Annotated in this window: 20 protein-coding genes and 1 riboswitch; of the genes, 14 read left to right on the forward strand and 6 right to left on the reverse strand. The window is 38.2% G+C overall.

Features of this window, described 5'->3' with window-relative positions; translation table 11 throughout:
- Position 1: 1 nt before the first annotated feature.
- Positions 2 to 1,024 (forward strand): multifunctional transcriptional regulator/nicotinamide-nucleotide adenylyltransferase/ribosylnicotinamide kinase NadR, encoded by a 1,023-nt coding sequence (nadR, locus tag H0185_RS17085; RefSeq protein ID WP_221874714.1) that lies wholly within the window; start codon positions 2 to 4, stop codon positions 1,022 to 1,024.
- 28 nt (positions 1,025 to 1,052) lie between these two features.
- Here the strand turns inward: nadR and H0185_RS17090 are convergent, their stop codons facing one another.
- A complete protein-coding gene (locus H0185_RS17090; RefSeq protein ID WP_221874715.1) occupies positions 1,053 to 2,216 on the reverse strand; it encodes a helix-turn-helix domain-containing protein in 1,164 nt (387 codons plus the stop codon).
- 161 nt (positions 2,217 to 2,377) lie between these two features.
- Between H0185_RS17090 and H0185_RS17095 the strand changes: the two genes are divergently transcribed.
- From H0185_RS17095 to H0185_RS17105, 3 genes are read left to right on the forward strand one after another with little or no spacing between them, the layout of a single operon-like run.
- Entirely contained in the window at positions 2,378 to 3,331 is a 954-nt protein-coding gene (locus H0185_RS17095) for a uracil-DNA glycosylase family protein (RefSeq protein ID WP_221874716.1), read from the forward strand.
- Between the two features lie 16 nt (positions 3,332 to 3,347).
- Positions 3,348 to 3,545, forward strand: coding sequence for a hypothetical protein (locus H0185_RS17100; RefSeq protein WP_221874717.1), 198 nt, complete (start codon positions 3,348 to 3,350; stop codon positions 3,543 to 3,545).
- The gene (locus H0185_RS17105) at positions 3,538 to 4,080 is read left to right on the forward strand and encodes a DUF6241 domain-containing protein (protein ID WP_221874718.1); all 543 of its coding nucleotides are present in this window, start codon (positions 3,538 to 3,540) and stop codon (positions 4,078 to 4,080) included. The genes H0185_RS17100 and H0185_RS17105 overlap by 8 nt, the downstream gene beginning before the upstream one ends.
- Before the next feature lie 68 nt (positions 4,081 to 4,148).
- Here the strand turns inward: H0185_RS17105 and H0185_RS24345 are convergent, their stop codons facing one another.
- Positions 4,149 to 4,271, reverse strand: a complete 123-nt coding sequence (locus H0185_RS24345) for a hypothetical protein (protein WP_281427642.1) — start codon at positions 4,269 to 4,271, stop codon at positions 4,149 to 4,151.
- Positions 4,272 to 4,432: 161 nt separating this feature from the next.
- On the opposite strand from H0185_RS24345, the gene H0185_RS17110 reads away from it, so the two are divergent.
- The 5 genes from H0185_RS17110 (at position 4,433) to H0185_RS17130 (ending at position 9,413) form a co-directional block, all read left to right on the forward strand.
- Positions 4,433 to 4,858 (forward strand): MarR family winged helix-turn-helix transcriptional regulator, encoded by a 426-nt coding sequence (locus H0185_RS17110; protein ID WP_221874719.1) that lies wholly within the window; start codon positions 4,433 to 4,435, stop codon positions 4,856 to 4,858.
- Positions 4,859 to 4,935: 77 nt separating this feature from the next.
- Positions 4,936 to 5,733: an MBL fold metallo-hydrolase gene (locus H0185_RS17115; RefSeq protein WP_221874720.1), complete on the forward strand. Its 798-nt coding sequence runs from the start codon at positions 4,936 to 4,938 to the stop codon at positions 5,731 to 5,733.
- 213 nt (positions 5,734 to 5,946) lie between these two features.
- Positions 5,947 to 6,921: an NAD(P)H-dependent flavin oxidoreductase gene (locus H0185_RS17120; protein ID WP_221874721.1), complete on the forward strand. Its 975-nt coding sequence runs from the start codon at positions 5,947 to 5,949 to the stop codon at positions 6,919 to 6,921.
- A 46-nt stretch (positions 6,922 to 6,967) separates the two neighbouring features.
- Positions 6,968 to 8,086 carry an alkene reductase gene (locus tag H0185_RS17125; RefSeq protein WP_221874722.1) on the forward strand — a complete coding sequence of 373 codons (1,119 nt, stop codon included), beginning with the start codon at positions 6,968 to 6,970 and terminating at the stop codon, positions 8,084 to 8,086.
- A gap of 151 nt (positions 8,087 to 8,237) precedes the next feature.
- Positions 8,238 to 9,413: a sulfite reductase subunit alpha gene (locus H0185_RS17130; RefSeq protein WP_425515835.1), complete on the forward strand. Its 1,176-nt coding sequence runs from the start codon at positions 8,238 to 8,240 to the stop codon at positions 9,411 to 9,413.
- 71 nt (positions 9,414 to 9,484) lie between these two features.
- Here H0185_RS17130 and H0185_RS17135 read toward each other — a convergent pair whose 3' ends face one another.
- On the reverse strand, positions 9,485 to 10,486 hold the full coding sequence (locus H0185_RS17135) for a M14 family metallopeptidase (protein ID WP_221874723.1): 1,002 nt from the start codon (positions 10,484 to 10,486) through the stop codon (positions 9,485 to 9,487).
- Between the two features lie 638 nt (positions 10,487 to 11,124).
- Complete coding sequence (locus tag H0185_RS17140; protein WP_221874724.1) at positions 11,125 to 11,760, reverse strand: CBS domain-containing protein; 636 nt, start codon at positions 11,758 to 11,760, stop codon at positions 11,125 to 11,127.
- Between the two features lie 158 nt (positions 11,761 to 11,918).
- Here H0185_RS17140 and H0185_RS17145 point away from each other — a divergent pair, with 158 nt between their 5' ends.
- A complete protein-coding gene (locus H0185_RS17145; protein ID WP_221874773.1) occupies positions 11,919 to 12,095 on the forward strand; it encodes a hypothetical protein in 177 nt (58 codons plus the stop codon).
- 131 nt (positions 12,096 to 12,226) lie between these two features.
- Here the strand turns inward: H0185_RS17145 and H0185_RS17150 are convergent, their stop codons facing one another.
- Positions 12,227 to 12,871 (reverse strand): CBS domain-containing protein, encoded by a 645-nt coding sequence (locus tag H0185_RS17150; protein ID WP_221874725.1) that lies wholly within the window; start codon positions 12,869 to 12,871, stop codon positions 12,227 to 12,229.
- A gap of 152 nt (positions 12,872 to 13,023) precedes the next feature.
- On the reverse strand, positions 13,024 to 13,566 hold the full coding sequence (locus H0185_RS17155) for a recombinase family protein (RefSeq protein ID WP_221874726.1): 543 nt from the start codon (positions 13,564 to 13,566) through the stop codon (positions 13,024 to 13,026).
- A 175-nt stretch (positions 13,567 to 13,741) separates the two neighbouring features.
- Here H0185_RS17155 and H0185_RS17160 point away from each other — a divergent pair, with 175 nt between their 5' ends.
- From H0185_RS17160 to H0185_RS17175, 4 genes are all read left to right on the forward strand, one after another.
- On the forward strand, positions 13,742 to 15,202 hold the full coding sequence (locus H0185_RS17160) for a SulP family inorganic anion transporter (RefSeq protein ID WP_221874727.1): 1,461 nt from the start codon (positions 13,742 to 13,744) through the stop codon (positions 15,200 to 15,202).
- Between the two features lie 208 nt (positions 15,203 to 15,410).
- On the forward strand, positions 15,411 to 15,761 hold the full coding sequence (locus tag H0185_RS17165; RefSeq protein WP_221874728.1) for a hypothetical protein: 351 nt from the start codon (positions 15,411 to 15,413) through the stop codon (positions 15,759 to 15,761).
- A 347-nt stretch (positions 15,762 to 16,108) separates the two neighbouring features.
- A riboswitch (cobalamin riboswitch) is annotated at positions 16,109 to 16,286 on the forward strand.
- Positions 16,287 to 16,533: 247 nt separating this feature from the next.
- Complete coding sequence (locus H0185_RS17170) at positions 16,534 to 17,022, forward strand: acyl-CoA thioesterase (RefSeq protein WP_221874729.1); 489 nt, start codon at positions 16,534 to 16,536, stop codon at positions 17,020 to 17,022.
- Complete coding sequence (locus H0185_RS17175) at positions 17,019 to 19,301, forward strand: ribonucleoside-diphosphate reductase subunit alpha (protein WP_221874730.1); 2,283 nt, start codon at positions 17,019 to 17,021, stop codon at positions 19,299 to 19,301. Before H0185_RS17170 ends, H0185_RS17175 begins: the two co-directional genes overlap by 4 nt.
- The last annotated feature ends 16 nt before the right edge of the window (positions 19,302 to 19,317 follow it).

Genomic DNA, 19,317 nt, shown 5'->3' on the forward strand with positions numbered 1-19,317 from the left:
AATGACAGTAGGATTTTTTGGGGGAAAGTTTTTGCCTCTTCATTTAGGTCATGTTTTTGCGATTATTCAAGCATCGACGATCGTAGAAGAATTGTATCTTGTGTTATCTCATAGTGAAAAGCGTGACAAAGAGTTATGTGAAAACACAAAAATGAAGTATGTCGAAAGTCGGGTGCGGTTAAGGTGGCTACACCAGCTTGTCAAAGATATGGACCATGTCAAAGTAATCCAAGTAGAAGACAGGTATTCAAATGAGGATTATAACTGGGAAGAAGGAGCGGTGGAAATCAAAAAAAAGATTGGAAAACCAATTGATTATGTGTTTAGTTCTGAGCATGAATATGAGGCTATTTTTGCGAAGCTCTATCCGGAGGCCACCCATTTTCTCATTGATGAAGAGCGAAATACCGTCCCCATCTCTGCTACTCAAATTAGGGAGGAAGGAGTGTTTAAACACTGGAATTTCCTACCTGATGAAGTCAAACCGCACTTTGTTAAAAAAGTTGTGATAGTGGGTACTGAGAGCTGTGGGAAGTCAACGCTAACTCATAATCTGGCAAAAATCTATAACACGAGTTTTGTTGAGGAATATGGAAGGACTCACTGTGAGCGAATTGGAGGGTGTGATGGAATTATGTTCGAGGAAGATTATCCTTTAATCGCTTACACGCAAAAAGTGAATGAATTTGAAGCAATGAAAAAGGCTAATAAAGTCGTTTTTATCGATACCGAAGCAACGGTCACACAATTTTATTCAGAACTATACAATCATCACCATCAACCTGTTTTAGACGAAGTGGCTAACCTGCAGGACTATGATTTGTGCCTGTATTTAGAGCCGGATGTGAGGTGGGTTGATGATGGCTTACGCTTTCATGGGGAACAGAATGTCCGATTGACCAATAATCGTCGACTAAAACAGTTATTAAGCAAAAATAACATTGACTTTATTCCTCTAACAGGAGACTATAATGAAAAACTAAAGCAATCGATTAAGTATGTTCAGGCGTTATTAACAGAATAAAGAAGCAGGGATGAATTCCTGCTTCTTTTTAGCTTCCATGAATCGTCAATAATGTTAATACCTTTTTTAATTTTGGATTATAGATGGATTGTTCATATACCGTTTCGCTTTCATTGTTATCTGCGAACCAGCAAGATGATGGTACTTCGCCTTCTCGTGTTTCCTCTACTTTACTAGGGGTGATAAAAAAGCTAGCGGCAAAACTTCTCTGATCAAGGTCCGATGTAGAAATTAGGTTTCGTTTCCCTTGAAACCTCTTAATTATTTTCGATTCTTCTGATTGGACTACAGCATATTTATCTTCTGCAAAATCGACTAAGCGGTTTAAGAGGACAAACAAGGAAACCTGATATTTTTTATCTGCAAGTTCTTTTAGTTTCTGAATCGTGGCGTTATGTTGAATAAAATCAATGGTCAAATCTTTAGGTGGCATAAGGATGTTGAAGGCAAATTCATGAGCCTCCATTTCTTCGACTTCCTCAGTTAAAAGAGTGGAGTGACCAAACGCAGCTTCTTCTTGCTGCCAATTGTTATTTGGTGCTTTTCGTTCTATTTGAGGAGGGTAGTATTTTCTGGAAATATAACTTGATTTTAGATGCCATGGAAGGATGTAATGTCCGATTAATGTTGCAAGCGTAAATTTTTTTCTGTTTTCAAATGTGATTTTCTTGTCCAAGAGGATAATTGGATGATCGACTTGGGTAAGGAGTCCTTCTCCCTCCTCTAAATCATCTTCAAAAACCTTTATTCCTAATTCTTTGGCTAACATATAGATGTCAATCGGTAATTGCTGTTGGAATAACTCTTCAAAATAGTAATTCGCATAATCTACCGGAGTTTCAAAAAGTGTATCCATTTTGATCTTCCTGCCAGTGGCTAAAAAAGTAGCATACTCGACAACTTTTTCCTTATCTTGTTCTGTTAGGGAATTCAAAATTTTTAAAATCACTCGGTCAGTATGTTCTAATGGCTGCTGTTTCTTCTTTTTATCAATCCCAGAAACCAAATATTCCGTTGAGACTTTCAAGGCAAAAGATAACTTTCGTAATGCTTCAAATGAAGGTTTTCTTGCACCAGACTCATACTGACTAATGGCTGGAGGCTTCAAGCCAACTAAATTAGCTAATTCGACTTGCGATAACTTTAGTTCTTTTCTTCTGTTTTTAATTCGCTCATTGATTGAATTGGGCATCTTTCTTAACCCTTTCTTTATCCTTTTGTTAAGTCAATCATAACATATAGCAAAAATTGTTGACAATAAAAATAACGGTTGTTATAGTTTAGTTAACAAAACGTTATATTTGCTTGCTGTGATAAAATCTATACCGTGAAAAAGAATCAGGGGGAAATGGAATGAGTGTAAAAAACTATCAGGAAAGCTTACGTCAATTGTCATTAAAAGAAAGCTATTCCAAAATGGATTTACTTACAGAGGATTTTCTCTATGCGAAAGATGGGAAAATTGAAGTCTACTGGGCACCGTTTGATTTTATTAATAAAAAGGCAAAAGTAATTATTGTAGGGATTACACCTGGATTTACCCAAATGGAATTGGCATTTAACTATGTTCGCCATCACATCAATGAGAAAGATTATGAACAGGTTATTAGCGATGCGAAAAACCAGGCAAGCTTTGGTGGGAACGTGATGAGAAGAAACTTGATTGATATGTTGGATGGAATTGGGTTACAGGAGTTATTAAATATTCAAAGCTGTGAGCAGCTATTTAATAAGCATCATGATTTATTACATACTACATCTGTGTTAAGATACCCCGTGTTTATTGAGGGGGAAAATTATGGTGGCAGCAATCCGAAGATATTGAGTAACGATATATTTTTAAGAATGATAGATGAATTGTTAGTTCCAGAGCTTAATTCTTTAAAAAATGCTGTTATTATTCCTACGGGAAAAGCTGTTTCTAATGTACTAAGGGCTCTTGTTAATCAAGGGAAAATTCACAATGAAAATATTCTTTTCAATTTTCCACATCCTTCTGGAGCGAATGGTCATCGGAAAGAGCAATATGAAACCAATAAAGATCTATTCAAAGAACAATTAGCGAAATTAGCCAAATCGGACGTTTTTACACCAAGTCCCACATATTTTCGTCCCAAAGAGCAAGAGAGCGGAGAAATGGCGGAACTAATCAAACAGTTAAAGATTATTGGAGAAGAGTTAAAAAGGAGCAATGACCTCAAGGAAAGGGATTCGTATAATGAAAAACGTCAGCACCAAATCGCGGACGAAATTGAACCTTATGATCACCGAATTGCTTTAGTAATTGATCACTTATTAGGAAAATAACAGAGGGAGAGACAATATGGAGAAGAGGCTGAAGAATATTTATAAAAAACAGCTGTTTCTTGATTTAATTCAACTTGGTCATAATTTTCACCATAGCATGCGAAATAAAAACAATCCTAAATATCAGGTTTACGTCATGGTTGATACTCCTAAATTGAGGGAGGACATGGCGAGATTATCAGGTCATACATACAAAGAGGGGTATTATGAATAAAACGACGATGATTATTGCTCTTAGCGTCTTGGTCCTTATGCTTGGGTATTATGGGTATACTAGTTTCATAGGGAGCGGGGAAGAAACAGTAGAGCGGGGAGAAAAAGGTGGAGAAATCGAACAAAGCAAAGCAACAGTGTCTGGAACCGTGGTTGATGAGAAGGAAAAGAAAAAAAGCAGAAGTGAAAAGAAAATGGAAAAGCAGTATCCTTCAGATATCGATGAGTCTGTTATCCAGAATGCTATCCATCAGATGAGTCATTCTATGGTGTACGCCGACAAGAAATGGGGTCATTTAGAACCTTCAAAAGAACGAATTGAGCGGTTACTAGAAGTGATCGAACAGAATCAATCTAGTTATGAAAATACTAATCTTTATATAAGTATTCTTGAAAGATGGCAAAATGGTGACTATAGCCATGCTGTTTCGGAACATAACCAGATGTGGAATCTTCAAGGCGGTACTGTAGGAAAAGCAACTAGGCTGTTAAGTAAAGATGAGATGAACAGCTATCGAAAGAAACACTTTGAATAAAGCTCTGTTCTATGAGAAAAAATAAGAGGTCGTGCCAATATTCGTTGAGCACGACCTATATTATTTTATTAGATGTCTTTTTCCTTTTTAGACCCCTTGTTCTTTGTTCTAGCACCTCGTGATTCCTGCTCCTCATAAGCTGAATTAGATACATAGATAACCTGATTTTTCGCATGCTCCTTTTTTTCCATTCATCTTACCCCTTCAAGTCTTTATAGAAGTAGTCTTCTTATAATTGCACAATTTATGATGATTTATTACTATGTACACGAATCTTTTGTATACAAATGATTTGTGTACATGCTATAGTGAAATTAATCAGAAAATTCCAACAAAGTTAAGGAGCCGCTCCATGGAAAATGTAGATATTTGTATCCATTTCCTGCTAGGAAAGGCGTTACAAAGAGTGAACCAAGTTAGTAAATCAAAATTATCCTCATATGGGGTAACACCTGTTCAATATGCGCTCCTTCGACTTCTATGGGAGGAGGATGGCCAGTATGGTCATTTGTTAGGAGAGCGGCTTTTACTAGATGGGGCAACAATAACCGGAATCCTTGATCGGTTAGAGCAAAATCACTTTATCGAAAAAAGGGTGAACCCTAATGACCGTCGCAACAAACTCGTTTTTCTAACCGAGAAAGGACGGTCATTGGAGGTACCTCTTTGTAAGGAAATGGATGAAATGAATACTGAAATAATGGATAGCTTTGAAGAGGAGGAGATTCTGCATTTCAAAAAAATCCTTTTCGATATTGGGATAAGGGCAAAAAAGTAGAGGTTATTCTTTTCCCTGTTCATGGTGTGGGTGTATATGGCGTGCAATTTTCTTGCTAGGAGAGTGATTGGAAGACCATGCTCAATGTGTATGAACGAGAGAACGTTATTTGTTTAGAGGGGACAGTAGTAAAATCAAGTGGATCTGCCGGAAAGGTATTCGCCTATCTGGTAGATGGTATGTTGATTGATACGGGACCACAATCCTTAGAATCTGATTTTATTTCTTATTATAGTAATCATTCTTTTGATTTAGTGGCGTTAACCCACAGTCATGAGGATCATTCTGGTACAGCCTCTTGGGTTCAAGCAAACACCAATGCCCCAATCTATGTTCATGAAAAAGGGATTAAGATATGTGCTCAACCATGCATGTATCCTAAGTACCGTCAAGCAACTTGGGGAGTCCGAAATGAATTTAGAGCGATGCCACTTGAAGAAGTCATTCACTCAAGGAGTCAGGAGTGGCAAGTAATTTATACTCCAGGGCATGCAGAAGACCACGTATCATTTTTGAATAAAGATACGGGTCAGTTGTTTAGTGGTGATTTATTCGTCTCGTCAAAGACAAAGGTCATTATGAAGAGCGAATCAATCCCGGTAATTATGAACTCTATTCAAACCTTATTAACCTATGACTTCGGGAGCATCTATTGTTCTCATAGTGGATACATACAAAACGGTAAAGAAATGATGAAACAAAAATTAGAGCATTTAGAGTTTTTATGTGGAGAAGTAAAAAGATACCATAAAGAAGGTTTTTCAATCAGAGAAATAAATGAAAAACTTTTTCCGAAAAAATATCCCATTGTAGATATTTCTGAGGGGGAATGGGACTCCATGCATATTGTCGCTTCAATTCTATCGGAGGGATAAAGAAAGTAGGAACCTTCCTCGCTCCAAATTCTTATTATCTTATTTTTCTATAATTTCTGAATTACTCTTGACTACGTTCTGAGGAATACGGTAATTTTAAACTAAGTAACTGACTGGTTAGTTGGTTTTCAAGGATAAGAAGTCAAACTCCATAGATTAATAGAATATTGTGTTTTAAAAGAAAAAAGTATATGAATGGAGGAAAAGGTACATATGTCAAATATCCCAGATATACTCAAAGGTCTAAGAATTCCGGTTATTGGTTCCCCCTTGTTCATTATTAGCAATCCAAAGCTTGTGATTGAGCAATGTAAGGCCGGTATTGTTGGTTCGATGCCTGCGCTGAATGCAAGACCCGTTTCACAACTTGATGAGTGGCTGGCTGAGATTACAGAGGAACTAGCAGACTATAATGCTCGCAATCCTGAGCGGCCTGCGGCACCATTTGCTATCAATCAGATTGTCCATAAATCGAATGATCGACTTGAACAAGATATGGAATTATGTGCAAAGTATAAAGTTCCAATTATCATTTCTTCTCTTGGAGCACGTGAAGAAATCAATGTGGCAGCTCATAGCTATGGTGGGGTTGTGTTACATGACGTGATCAATAACAAATATGCCCATAAAGCGATCGAAAAAGGAGCAGATGGTTTGATTGCTGTTGCCGCAGGTGCAGGTGGTCATGCAGGCGATAAAAGCCCGTTTGCACTGGTCCAAGAAATTCGCGAGTGGTTTGATGGTCCGCTTGCCTTGTCTGGCTCGATTGCAAATGGAAACGCTGTCTTAGCGGCACAAGCGCTGGGAGCTGATTTTGCATATATCGGTTCACCTTTCATCGCAACACATGAAGCTCGTGCTGCGGAGGACTATAAAAAAGCAATCGTAGAAAGCACATCAGATGACATCGTTTATAGCAATCTCTTTACAGGGGTTCATGGAAACTACCTGGCACCGTCAATCCGTGCCGCAGGTTTAGACCCTAATGCACTTCCTGAGAGTGACCCTTCTAAAATGAACTTTGGTGGCGAAGGAAAGGCTAAAGCCTGGAAAGATATTTGGGGAAGTGGTCAAGGAATTGGCGCAGTAAAAGAGATTACGAGCGCAGCTGAATACGTTGATAAACTTCACCGTGAATATACAGAGGCAAGAGAAAGATTGATTCAATCTACACAAGTGTTCGCATAACACTAACAGAATTCTATTCATACAGAAGACATTGGAGGAGAAGCAGATGAGTCAAGCAACAAGGGGAATTTATGCCGCAACTGAAACATATAACTGGGGAAAGCTAAAAGACGGAGAAAATAGCAAACTATTTGAACCAGTGGAAATTGGCGCATGGAGTCTTAAAACTCGGACAGCAATGGCACCGATGACACGCTGTTTTGCCGATGATGAGACAGGTGTTATCGGAGAAGATGTAGTTGAATATTATAGAAAACGTGCCGCCGATGGAGTAGGACTAATTATTACCGAAGGAGTCTTGGTAAGCTTCCGAGGAAAAGGGAATCCAAAGGTTCCAGGAATATATACAGAAGAACAAACTGAAGCATGGAAAAAGGTAACAGAGGCTGTTCATACAGAGGGTGGCACAATCATCGCCCAGTTATGGCATGTAGGTCGACTTTCACATAATGATCTGACGAAGGGTTATCCACCACAGGCACCTTCAGCCATAGCAGCTGAAGGGAACGTTCCTAGGTTTCGTAAGCCATATGATACGCCTGAAGAAATGAGCTTGGCCGATATTGAAGAATTAGTTGGACAATATGCGCAGGCCGCTAAAAATGCAATGGATGCTGGTTTTGATGGCGTGGAAATTCATGGTGCTCACGGGTATTTAATCGACCAATTCAATTCGGATTTTTCAAATCACCGTACAGATCGTTATGGAGGCGACTTAGCTCAACGTCTTACTTTAATGAAAGAAATTACCAAAGCTGTTATTGATACAGTGGGTACGAATCGAACAATGATTCGTTTTTCAGCTCATAAAAGTGACGCTCCTACTTATATGTGGGAGGATCCTGAAAGAGCAATCCAAACGTTTGTTGAAGCATTCAAAGAAGTAGGCGCAACCTTGCTTCATCCATCGACAATGGATTTCAATCGCGTAATAGCCGATGGTAAAACGATGCATCAACTTGTTCGAAAATATTGGGATGGTGTCATCGTCGGTGTAGGGACATTAGACCCGCAATCTGCAGAACAAGCTTTAGTAGAAGGTACGATCGATGTCGCAGCATTCGGGCGACCGCTAGTATCAAACCCCGATTTTATCTCCCGTTTGAAAAATGGGAATGATTTAGAAGAATATGAAGCAAGAAAACATCTACCTGTATTGGTATAGGTGAAACGACGAGGAAGTAGAGGAGAAAACTCTACTTCTTTCTTTATTTCCTGATTTATTTGTAAATATGGCAATAGTGTGAAAAAGGACACAGCGCAATTTTTTATGCTATGCTATTCTCACAGTAGAAAATATTGTGGGGGGAAGAACGATGGTACTCATGGTAGAAACTAAACCTGAACAAACAGGAGCAAGTATAACCTATTCAAGGATGAATCCTTTTCAAGCAAGAGTGATTGAAAACTTCAATTTAAATAAAGCAGGATCAAATAAAGAAACGAGACATATTGTATTGTCGTTAGCAGGGTCAGGACTTTCATACGAGGCTGGTGACTGTTTAGGGATTGTTCCTAAAAATGATCCAAAACTAGTAGCCACGATAATAGAAGAGATGGATTGGGATGGCGAGAGTGTTGTAACGATTAACAAGCAAGGGGAATTACTTTCATTAAAGGAAGCTCTTACTTCCTATTTTGAAATTACCTTGCTAAATAAAAAAATTGTCCAACAAGCAGCAGAATTAACAGATAATGAGGAAATAATGAACCTCGTACTTATCGAAAATGTACAAATGTTAAAAGAGTACATGGACGGTCGTGATTTCCTTGACTTGCTTCGCGATTTTGGGCCTTGGAAGGCTTCAGCACAAGAATTGGTGTCATTATTAAGGAAAATGCCACCGCGCCTTTATTCTATTGCAAGTAGCCTTACAGCTAATCCTGATGAAGTTCATCTAACCATCGGTGCTGTGCGTTACACTGCCCATGGACGCGAAAGGAATGGGGTTTGCTCAGTTTTATGTTCTGAACGTCTCAATATTGGAGATACACTACCTGTATTTGTTCAGAAGAATAAGCATTTTAACCTTCCTGAATCAGCGGATACAGATATTATTATGGTTGGTCCAGGAACAGGTATTGCACCTTTCCGTGCGTTTATTCAAGAACGTGCTGCGCAAAATGCAAGCGGACGATCTTGGTTATTCTTCGGAGACCGGCATGCTGCGACAGACTTCCTTTATCAAGATGACTTTGGCACTTATCAAGAAGAAGGGGCACTTACTAAACTAGATACTGCGTTCTCACGTGATTCAGATCATAAAGTATATGTCCAGCATAAAATAAGTGAAAATAGTAAGGAATTGTTTCAATGGCTTGAAAACGGGGCATACTTCTATGTTTGTGGAGATAAACAATACATGGCGAAGGATGTTCATAATACACTTATTGAAGTTATTGCAAAAGAAGGCAATATGAGCACAGAACAAGCAGAAGCCTATTTGAATGACCTTCAAAAGCAAAAGCGTTATCAACGTGATGTCTATTAATTAAATATACCTAAAGGATTGAACAAATCCCCCATGAGCGTTAGAGGATTTTCCTGCTCTGGGGGATTTTTTTAATTAAGGTGTCTATTTGCGCATTCAGCTAGAAAAAGTCCGATCATTTTATTTCTCTTCCATATGTCTGGAAAAGCATCAAGAGGCAGACTATTCTCCTTAATCAAGGACCCAATTTCAATAGTAAGAGCTGGTTTTTCAAACTCTTGGATAAACCAATCAGTATAACCGCCGCCTTGTTGGTAGGAGGCAGGTTCTTCCAACTTATACCCTGTAAGCTCAGATACTTTTTCAGCGATTGTATAATAGTCCTTAGTAAATTCGGTTGTATGAGTTAAACCCCATTGGTGGTAACCCCAAAAAAGAACATTTCCAGTTGAGTGGTAGGAAACAGCAATTTCAGGTTTAATTTCACGGGTGAAATCCACAAGAGCATTAACTTCTTCCGCTTCAATTGGTTCCCTTCCTTTATAAAATTGATAGCTCGGTTTTTTCTGTACCCCTTTTAAGTTTTCCCAGTTGGCTGGATACTGCCGGTTCAAATCAATCCCATTAAGGTTTGCCTTCCATCTTTTAAAATTCAAAGATCCCTTATTCATTTTTATAAGCTTTGGATGGAGATCGCTAGGAAATGCATCAAGGCCGTATTGTTGGAGGGTAACACCGTCTGGATTTACCATAGGAACAAACCAAATTGAAACTTCATTTAAGATGGAAGGGCTGAAACCTTCCACAGATAGGTTTTTTTTATATGCGTCGGCATAGGTTTCAATCATTTTCATAATAAGCGTGCTCGTCATCCACTCTCTTGCATGGTGAGCACCGTGTATGAGAATGGATGTGTTTCCTTCGCCCATTTTAACTGCCCAAAGGTCTCTCCCCTTTGGAGTCGTCGTTAACGATTTATAGGTAATGAGGTTCGGGTATGCTTGAGAGAAATCAATTAAATTCTCAGTCAACATTTCATATGTATAGATCTTATCCGTTTCTACGATCTGAGCTTCTGTCAATAAAGGATAGAAGCAAAGGGTAAAAAGAAAGGACAGAAAAATTTTCTTCATAATATACATCCTTTTCAACTTAGTCAACAGAGATATTTTGGGTTATGGTCATTCATTTCATTCAGCTTTTGAATATTTATCGGGTAATCTCGGGGTAGGGAAGGGGTACCGAGCAGAAAGAGTGGAAAGGGAATCCTTATTTTACTATGTCTAAAAGAAGAAATTTCAGTTGAAAGCGCTTTAAGAAAAGTGTTGTCGAAAACGATATCTGTTTGTCATTTGATGCGCTTACCTGGGAAATGAATCAGCGATTTAAAGGGAAATATTTTGGTCTTGAATCATAATAGCTGAATATCAGAACCTTTGGAAACGTTGTAGTAATAACATCCTAGGAGTTTATGCCTGGGGAAATTTCCTAAGGCAAAGAGTGGAATATTGTAAGTGGAACTTCTGAGGAAAATAATTAGGGGAGGGATCAAAAAGGTGTTTCTGTCGAGTTTTGGTGTTTACTGAAGGGGATACAGAAGACTTAGTATGTATTCTAATAAAATAAATCAATCAATGAAAGGCCGGTACCCAATTTGGGAACCAGCACTTTTGCCTTTTAGGATTAATGTTAGATATTAAGAAATGAGAAACTAGAGAGTGGTTTAATGTTGAAGTCATAGAAGAAAGGGGATGCAGCTGTCGGTTATTTGTTATACTGCTTTTTCAATTTTTTCTACATGGAGGACACGAAAACCTGATTTCGTTATTTTATCCTTTAATTTTTGGATAACATCTTCATTATCTTCGGATATGGTAAAGGTGAGGCGACGAAAAAGTTCATTCCCATTTCCAAAAGTATGGGCACCTTCGATATTAAAAGCTTTTAGTTGTTTTAATAATTTTAGGAAAGCACCTGTATGGTCCCAAATTGCAACAGTGAAACAATATCCACCTGTTTTCATGCCAAATCCATCACGGAACAGGTCCATTAATACAGAATGAGTAATAATTCCTTGAAATTCCCGATGATCACCAGTTACGGCTAGAAAAGGAAGGCGATCAATCCTTAATAAGGCAAGACTCAAGGAACTATCTTTATGAACAAAGGATTCTTCCTCATCAATCACCTTCATGACAGAATCCTCTGGCTTTCCTCCTTTTTCAAATAAATATTCCAATAAATCAACTTTGTATACCTGTCCTTTGTATTCCTTTGTAGCGCTGTCAACGACTGGAACACAACGGTATCCAGTCTTTCTTACTAAATCAAGTGCTTCTTTTGTTGTCGACGTACTTGGACAAATGGTTACCTTGTGTTTTTCTACGTAAACATTACGGACGAACATAAACCCTTTCCCCCTTTTACTCGGTAAAGTACAGTATATATTATAATATTCTGTCTGTTTGGACTTTTTTCCTTTTATTGGATAAAAATTTATAAGTGGGGAAGAGGTATGTTTCAAGTAATCTATTAAAGGGTATGAAAATATTAGAGGTGATAGCATTGAAGAATGATTTGGACAAGAACTACTCAGCTAATAACAGTAGAATGGTAGAGGATATCGAGGCAATGAAGAAGCTTGGCAAGCAGATGGAGCATTTACGAACCAATACAGAATTAAAAGAAGATAAGAAAGTCCCAGATCCTATACAGGAACAAGAGATTAGTCAGAACAACTAAGAAGCGCGTTAAAGGTTTAAGCGATAATAGAAAAGTAGCTTATCAAGAATAGCAGAAAGAGCTTAGGTTATCCCTAAGCTCTTTCTGCTATTACTCTTATTATGATTGTTCTCATTGCTTGCGAACAATTTTTATAAACTTACTTTTTCCTTCTCGATTTTTTCAACATGTAAAACACGGAAACCAGCTTTAATGATTTTCTCTTTTAGTTTTTCAATCACTTCTTCGTTGTCTTCAGAGATGGTAAAAGTAAGACGACGGATCAGTTCATTGCCATTTCCAAAAGTATGTGCCCCTTCAATATTAAAGGATTTTAGTAGTTTTACTAATTTCAGGAATGCTCCTGAGTGATCATAGACTGCGACAGTGAAGCAATATCCTCCAGTTTTCATGCCAAATCCATCACGGAAAAGGTCCAATAATACGGAATGGGTAACGATTCCAAGAAATTCACGGTTTTCACCTGTCACTGCTAAAAACGGAAGGCGGTCAATGGTTAACAAAGCAAAACTTAGTGAGCTATCCTTATGGATAAAAGAATCCACACCATCGACTACTAGCAAAACCGAATCCTCTGGTTTTCCTCCGTTTTCATGTAGATGTTCCAACAAGTCAACCTTGTAGATCTGTCCTTTATATTCATTTGTATCAGGGTCGACAACAGGTATGCAGCGATAGCCTGATTTGTTTACTAATTCAAGTGCCTCTTTCACCTTTAATGTGCTAGGGCAATAGGTCACCTTGTGGTTTTCTAGGTAAACATTTCGTACAAACATGATTCTTCCTCCTTAATTACGGTAAATGGAGTGCATATAATAATTATTCGTTTTTTAATCATTCAATCCCTTCATAAAAAAACGGTGTGAAAAAATAAAGACTGCAAAAGTCATTGCAGTCTTCCCATTAAACGGTTTCGAGATGATCATCATTAATTTTCTAAATAACGGTATAAGGTTGATTTACTTATGCCAGTCTCTGCTTTAATTTCACTTAGTGTAAACTGTTTACTTTGGTACATTTCAATCGCACGTTGAACGTTTTTATCAGGCTTTCTTGGTCGACCTGCAGAGATGCCTTTTTGTTTTGCTTCAGATAATCCTTTTTTTGTTTTTTCACTAATTAAGTCACTTTGAAATTCAACTAGATGTTTCAGGATGGTTTGAAAGCTATAGCCAGAATCGTTCATGGTATCAATCTTTTCTTTGATTGAAAAAACAAACGCTTTTTTATTATCTATAACTTCAAACAGTTCCACTAAATGCCTTGTGGAATCCGCTAAGATGGATAATCTGGTGATGACAATTTTATCGCCTTCGTTAAGCTTCTCCAACATTTTTTTTAATTGAACTCTCTTTTTAGGGGAGGAATGGTCTTCTGTAAACATGTGCTCGCAGCCAATTTCGGTTAAGTTCTTCCGCTGATTTTCACAGTTAAGATCGTCTTGTGACGGTCTCATATATCCAATGAACATGGCAAAAACTCCTACTAATTAAACGTTAAAAATAGTATAACATAATCTTACTAAAATAATATTCCCATAATAGTTCCTTTTTGGGACGAAAGGTGTTAGACTGTTCAAGTGAGTTTTTATTGTCGTTATAGTGATATATGAAATTTTATGAAAATATTAATTGGAGGTATGTAGTGTGGTCGAAAAGATCAAGGCACAATGGTTTTCAAATATAAAAGGAGATGTACTAGCTGGAATTGTCGTAGCCTTAGCACTTATTCCAGAAGCCATCGCCTTTTCTATTATTGCAGGAGTGGACCCAATGGTAGGATTGTATGCCTCCTTTACAATGGCAGTGATTATTGCTTTTGCAGGAGGTAGACCGGGAATGATTTCTGCGGCAACGGGAGCAATGGCATTGTTAATGGGTCCGTTAGTACGGGAACATGGTTTAGACTATTTGTTTGCGGCCACCATTTTGACTGGGGTTATTCAGATCCTTTTTGGGGTGTTTAAAGTAGCCAAACTAATGAAATTTATTCCACGTGCCGTGATGATTGGCTTTGTGAATGCACTAGCCATCTTAATCTTTATGGCCCAAGTGCCACATTTTCTCGGGATTTCAACGATGACGTATGTATTTGTTGGTATCACATTATTAATTGTTTATCTTGTACCAAGGTTTTTTACGGCGATTCCAGCTCCATTAATTGCCATTATTGCGTTATCTGTTGTAGCAATCTATTCTGATGTGAATGTTCGTACGGTTGGAGATTTGGGCGCGATTACACAAACATTGCCAGCCTTTTTCATTCCAAATGTTCCATTTACCTTTGAAACACTAGCCATTATTTTTCCTTTTTCAATCGCATTAGCCATTGTTGGTCTTCTAGAGAGTTTATTAACAGCTTCTATTGTTGATGATATGACCGGCACTGGAAGCAATAAAAATCGAGAAGCAAGAGGACAAGGAATCGCAAACATCGTGACTGGCTTCTTTGGTGGAATGGCCGGCTGTGCAATGATCGGTCAGTCAGTTATCAATGTGAAATCAGGTGGGCGTGGACGATTATCTACTTTTATTGCCGGGGCCTTTCTCATGTTCCTTATCATTGTTCTAGGAGAATTAGTGGTCCAAATTCCAATGCCAGTATTGGTCGGAATTATGATTATGGTTTCTGTCGGTACATTTGATTGGTCTTCATTCAACTATTTAAGAAAAGCTCCGAAATCGGATGCTGTCGTTATGTTAGTAACCGTAGGCATTGTTGTTGCAACACACGATTTATCGAAAGGGGTCATTGCAGGGGTTATCCTAAGTGCAATCTTCTTTGTTGCAAAAATCTCAACCATGAAGGTTACGCAGCGTGAAGAGAACAATCAGATTTCCTTCAATGTTGAGGGGCAGTTATTCTTCGCGTCTGTTGATGGATTTGTAGATGCTTTTGACTTTACCATTGAAAACAAAGAAGTGGTGATCGATTTTGCAACAGCGCATGTCTGGGATGACTCAGCCGTTGGTGCGATTGATAAAGTAGTCATGAAATACGGTGAAAATGAGAATCAGGTCAGCATTAAAAACTTAAATGCATCTAGTAAAAAGCTTGTTGATAAATTGGCTGTTTTTAAAGACCCTAACGCAAAATTATCAGCATAATAGTTTTGTTGATAGAAGAGGGGATTTTCCCCAGTATTCATTCCTAATGGACATAACTCAATCTGGGCTTCATCCTTGTATCCTTTTTATAGAGTGAATACAGGGATGAAGCTCTTTTGTTGTACCGATATTAATATCCTTTTTGTCTCTGTGATTCCATTAAATGGTATTCTTGAATTAGATGTACTGAACATAGTGGAGGTGAACGATGAAGAAAATTATTTGGTCTGTTATTTCATTGGGGCTGATTCTGTTTGCTAATTGGGGAATTGCTAAACTTTTTCATAATCATTTTCTCGATTGGTCCTTTTTAACCGGGCTTGGCGCAACCATTCTCATTCGATTTTTTAATTCATCTGGAGGTTTTGCCTCAGAGATAACCAATGCAAAGCTTCAAAGTGGGAATGAAGAGAATGACCTTAAAATGGAGGTTTGGACGAAATTAGACCGGATTGAACGTCGCTTTCAAATGACGCCTTCCGTTTATGTTGGTATATGTTATACAGTTATCGCAGGCATTGTAACAGTCGTTTATTACAAGGACCTTATTTTTAATTAATAAGCTGTTGTCATTAAATTCCCTATTCTGAAGAAAAAACATTGTTCAGCCTAATGTCATCCTTTATCAACTAAAGCAACAACGGTTGATAGACCTGACGAAATAGAGCATGAAGGCAGAGGAACTCCTCTGCCTTTTTGATGTTCAATTTCTAGAAATATATCAAAATACTCCTATATGAACATGGTTTATGCATGTGGAGTAAGAGGACTAGCAATATTCCTTATGATATTTACTGTGAATTTTTGAAATTTTACTCAATTTAGGAGTTGTCAAAGTAAACTTCGTATATTATAGTTAATATACAATATATGGTGTTGTTTTTGATAAAATAATACTAAATATAGATAATTGCCGTTGGAAATGGTGTCTGAGAAGACCTAATAGGGAATCTGGTGAGAATCCAGAACTGTACCCGCAACTGTAAATGCTGACGAAATAAGCATATCCACTGTCATAGGACGGGAAGGGCTTAAAATAGGATGAAGCATAAGTCAGGAGACCTGCCATTTTTACACGTATTATCTTCTTCGGGAGTTGGGAAGGTAGGACGAGGGTATTCTGATAATTACAGTGAGTACGTCTGTGTACTGTTTTTACTAGATTCATCCGCGTTTCTAAAAACCCATCTAATAGGATGGGTTTTTTTATGTTTTTATAGAGTGATGATCAACTAATAGGTAGTTTAAACCTTTGGTAGGGAACATTACTTTTCTAGATAGAACTCTCGAAGAATTGTAACCAACTAATAGAAAAGGGATGGAGAATGAGAATGCCTGTACAGTTACCTGCAAGTATTTCTAGAAGTATTCAAACAAAATTAGTTTTACCACCTGATACGAATCATATGGGCACTATCTTTGGAGGGACAGTTTTATCCTACATTGATGAAATTGCTGCGATTACGGCGATGAAACACAGTAAAGGTGCGGTTGTAACGGCATCAATCGACACGGTCAATTTTTTATCTACGGCGAAAGTAGGTGATATCTTAAATCTAGAAGGTGTCGTCATCTCAACGGGAAGAACGTCAATGGAAGTTTATGTGAAAGTCGATTGTCAGAATATCGAATCAGGATTGAAGACTGTCACGACAACTGCAATTTTGACCATGGTTGCTGTCAATCAGGACGGGAAACCTACTCCTGTTTGTGGTGTGTCTCCAGAATCAGAAGAAGAGAAGAAACTCTTTGAAAATGCACAAAGAAGGAAAGAACGACGATTGAAAATAACTGAGTTTTCAGAGGAGAAATGGGTATGAACAAAACAAGTTATTTAGAGATGAATTCTTCTTTAAACCTTATTCATAATGGTACTGAAAAATATAAACTAGACACATCGAAAATGATTGAAAAATTAGTTGGATTAGAAGAATCTATGCACTATGAAACAGCCCTTCAGTATGCATTAAACCAAATCTCAATGGACGCTCCTAACTGGACATATCTTGCTGCAAACCTCTATTTACATGAACTCTACCGGAAGGCAGCAGATCAGAGGGGATATCTTCCGGTCAAGAAATACGGAAATTTCTATGAGCTAATTTCAAAATTAACGAAGATAGGAATTTACTCTGAGGATATACTGAATCAATATACGAAAGAAGAAATCGAGCAATTAGGTGGAATAATTGCTCCTGAACGAGACGAATTGTTTCAATACATAGGGATCTTTTTATTAGCTGATCGCTACCTTGCGAAAGATTATGAGGGCAATGTTTATGAGTTGCCCCAGGAACGATTTATGATCATTGCTATGACGTTAATGAAACATGAACCAAAAGAAAAACGATTAGATTTTGTCAAAGAGGCATACTGGGCGTTAAGTAACTTGTATATGACCGTTGCGACGCCAACGCTAGCGAATGCTGGGAAAAGTTTTGGTCAACTTTCTTCATGTTTTATTGATACCGTGGATGATTCACTTGATGGAATCTATTTAAATAATTGGGATATTGCTCGATTGAGTAAAGACGGTGGGGGGATTGGAATCTATCTTGGAAAGGTACGTGCGTTAGGATCAGATATAAAGAAGTTCAAAGGAAATTCATCCGGAGTTGTTCCGTGGATTCGGTTACTAAATGATACAGCCGTTAGTGTAGACCAATTAGGTCAACGGCAAGGGGCAATTGCTGTTTATTTAGATGTTTTCCATAAGGATATTATGAATGGATTCTTAGACTTAAAAACAAACAACGGAGACGAACGACGCAAGGCACATGATGTTTTTACAGGGGTTGCGGTTCCTGACTTGTTTATGGAAAAGTTAAATGAAGTAGATGATCAAGGTCGTAGCATTGGAGAATGGCATACCTTTTGTCCTCATCAAGTTAAACAAGTGATGGGGTGGAAGGATGAAAAGGGCAATGCGCTTGGTCTCGAAGACTTTTATGATGAAAAAGAAAGAAAGTATTTCTCGGAAAAGTATGAAGAGGCTGTGAATCATCCACTTTTGCCACGTATAACGTACCGGGCCATGGATATTATGGCCCGAATCATGATATCTCAGCTAGAAACTGGGACTCCCTATATGTTTTACCGGGATGAAGTCAACAGACAAAATCCAAACAAGCATAAAGAAGGCACTGGCAGAACATCGATTTATTGTAGCAATCTGTGTACGGAAATTATCCAGAACATGTCTGCAACGACAATCGTAAAAGAATATGAAGATGAGGATGGAAACATTGTCATCGTTCGGAAGCCGGGTGATTTTGTTGTTTGTAATTTGTCTTCTATTAATCTACCGAGAGCTGTAACACATGGTGTGGTCGAAAAATTAATACCAATACAAATGAGAATGCTAGATAATGTCATCGAACATCACAGCATCTCGGTCGGTCAAGCCCAAGCCACGAATAAAAAATACCGAGGAGTAGGTTTAGGGACATTTGGCTGGCATCATCTCCTTGCTTTAGAGGGGATTTATTGGGAATCAGAGGAAGCCGTGTCCTATGCCGATCGCCTGTATGAGGACATTGCCTACTATACGATTCGTTCATCGATGGAATTAGCAAAAGAAAAAGGTTCTTACCCTGAATTTAATGGTTCAGAATGGCATACGGGTGAGTACTTTGAACGGAAGGAATACCACACCAGTCGGTGGAAAGGATTGAGGAAGGATGTCGCTAAGTACGGTGTCCGGAATGGCTGGATGATGGCAGTTGCACCTAACTCCTCGACTGCTAAAATTGGTGGATCGACAGATGGAATTGATCCTTTATACGCCGTTGAGTATGCGGAGGAAAAGAAAAATTTCAAATTTAAAGTGACCGCTCCCGATTTGAATCATGTTACCTACAACTATTATCGCCGAACAAGGCATACATTGGACCAGCTTTGGAGTATCAAACAAAACGCAGCACGCCAGCGCCATATTGATCAATCAATTAGCTTTAACTTTTATATTCGTCATGATATTAAAGCGAAAGAGCTATTACAGCTGCATATGGAAGCTTGGAAGAAGGGGCTGAAAACAACTTATTACGTTAGAAGTACTTCTCAATCAGAGATTGAGGCATGCGAAGTATGTCAAAGTTAAGGACCAAAAAGGGGGA

The sequence above is a fragment of the Mesobacillus maritimus genome (assembly GCF_019749255.1).
Taxonomy (GTDB): domain Bacteria; phylum Bacillota; class Bacilli; order Bacillales; family Cytobacillaceae; genus Mesobacillus_B; species Mesobacillus_B maritimus_A.

What these genes read in the sequence shown, in the direction of transcription:
- nadR (WP_221874714.1), top strand. Translation starts at nt 2, where the DNA reads ATGACAGTAGGATTTTTTGGGGGAAAGTTTTTGCCTCTTCATTTAGGT.
- H0185_RS17090 (WP_221874715.1), bottom strand. Translation starts at nt 2,216, where the DNA reads ATGCCCAATTCAATCAATGAGCGAATTAAAAACAGAAGAAAAGAACTA.
- H0185_RS17095 (WP_221874716.1), top strand. Translation starts at nt 2,378, where the DNA reads ATGAGTGTAAAAAACTATCAGGAAAGCTTACGTCAATTGTCATTAAAA.
- H0185_RS17100 (WP_221874717.1), top strand. Translation starts at nt 3,348, where the DNA reads ATGGAGAAGAGGCTGAAGAATATTTATAAAAAACAGCTGTTTCTTGAT.
- H0185_RS17105 (WP_221874718.1), top strand. Translation starts at nt 3,538, where the DNA reads ATGAATAAAACGACGATGATTATTGCTCTTAGCGTCTTGGTCCTTATG.
- H0185_RS24345 (WP_281427642.1), bottom strand. Translation starts at nt 4,271, where the DNA reads ATGGAAAAAAAGGAGCATGCGAAAAATCAGGTTATCTATGTATCTAAT.
- H0185_RS17110 (WP_221874719.1), top strand. Translation starts at nt 4,433, where the DNA reads ATGGAAAATGTAGATATTTGTATCCATTTCCTGCTAGGAAAGGCGTTA.
- H0185_RS17115 (WP_221874720.1), top strand. Translation starts at nt 4,936, where the DNA reads ATGCTCAATGTGTATGAACGAGAGAACGTTATTTGTTTAGAGGGGACA.
- H0185_RS17120 (WP_221874721.1), top strand. Translation starts at nt 5,947, where the DNA reads ATGTCAAATATCCCAGATATACTCAAAGGTCTAAGAATTCCGGTTATT.
- H0185_RS17125 (WP_221874722.1), top strand. Translation starts at nt 6,968, where the DNA reads ATGAGTCAAGCAACAAGGGGAATTTATGCCGCAACTGAAACATATAAC.
- H0185_RS17130 (WP_425515835.1), top strand. Translation starts at nt 8,238, where the DNA reads ATGGTACTCATGGTAGAAACTAAACCTGAACAAACAGGAGCAAGTATA.
- H0185_RS17135 (WP_221874723.1), bottom strand. Translation starts at nt 10,486, where the DNA reads ATGAAGAAAATTTTTCTGTCCTTTCTTTTTACCCTTTGCTTCTATCCT.
- H0185_RS17140 (WP_221874724.1), bottom strand. Translation starts at nt 11,760, where the DNA reads ATGTTCGTCCGTAATGTTTACGTAGAAAAACACAAGGTAACCATTTGT.
- H0185_RS17150 (WP_221874725.1), bottom strand. Translation starts at nt 12,871, where the DNA reads ATGTTTGTACGAAATGTTTACCTAGAAAACCACAAGGTGACCTATTGC.
- H0185_RS17155 (WP_221874726.1), bottom strand. Translation starts at nt 13,566, where the DNA reads ATGTTCATTGGATATATGAGACCGTCACAAGACGATCTTAACTGTGAA.
- H0185_RS17165 (WP_221874728.1), top strand. Translation starts at nt 15,411, where the DNA reads ATGAAGAAAATTATTTGGTCTGTTATTTCATTGGGGCTGATTCTGTTT.
- H0185_RS17170 (WP_221874729.1), top strand. Translation starts at nt 16,534, where the DNA reads ATGCCTGTACAGTTACCTGCAAGTATTTCTAGAAGTATTCAAACAAAA.
- H0185_RS17175 (WP_221874730.1), top strand. Translation starts at nt 17,019, where the DNA reads ATGAACAAAACAAGTTATTTAGAGATGAATTCTTCTTTAAACCTTATT.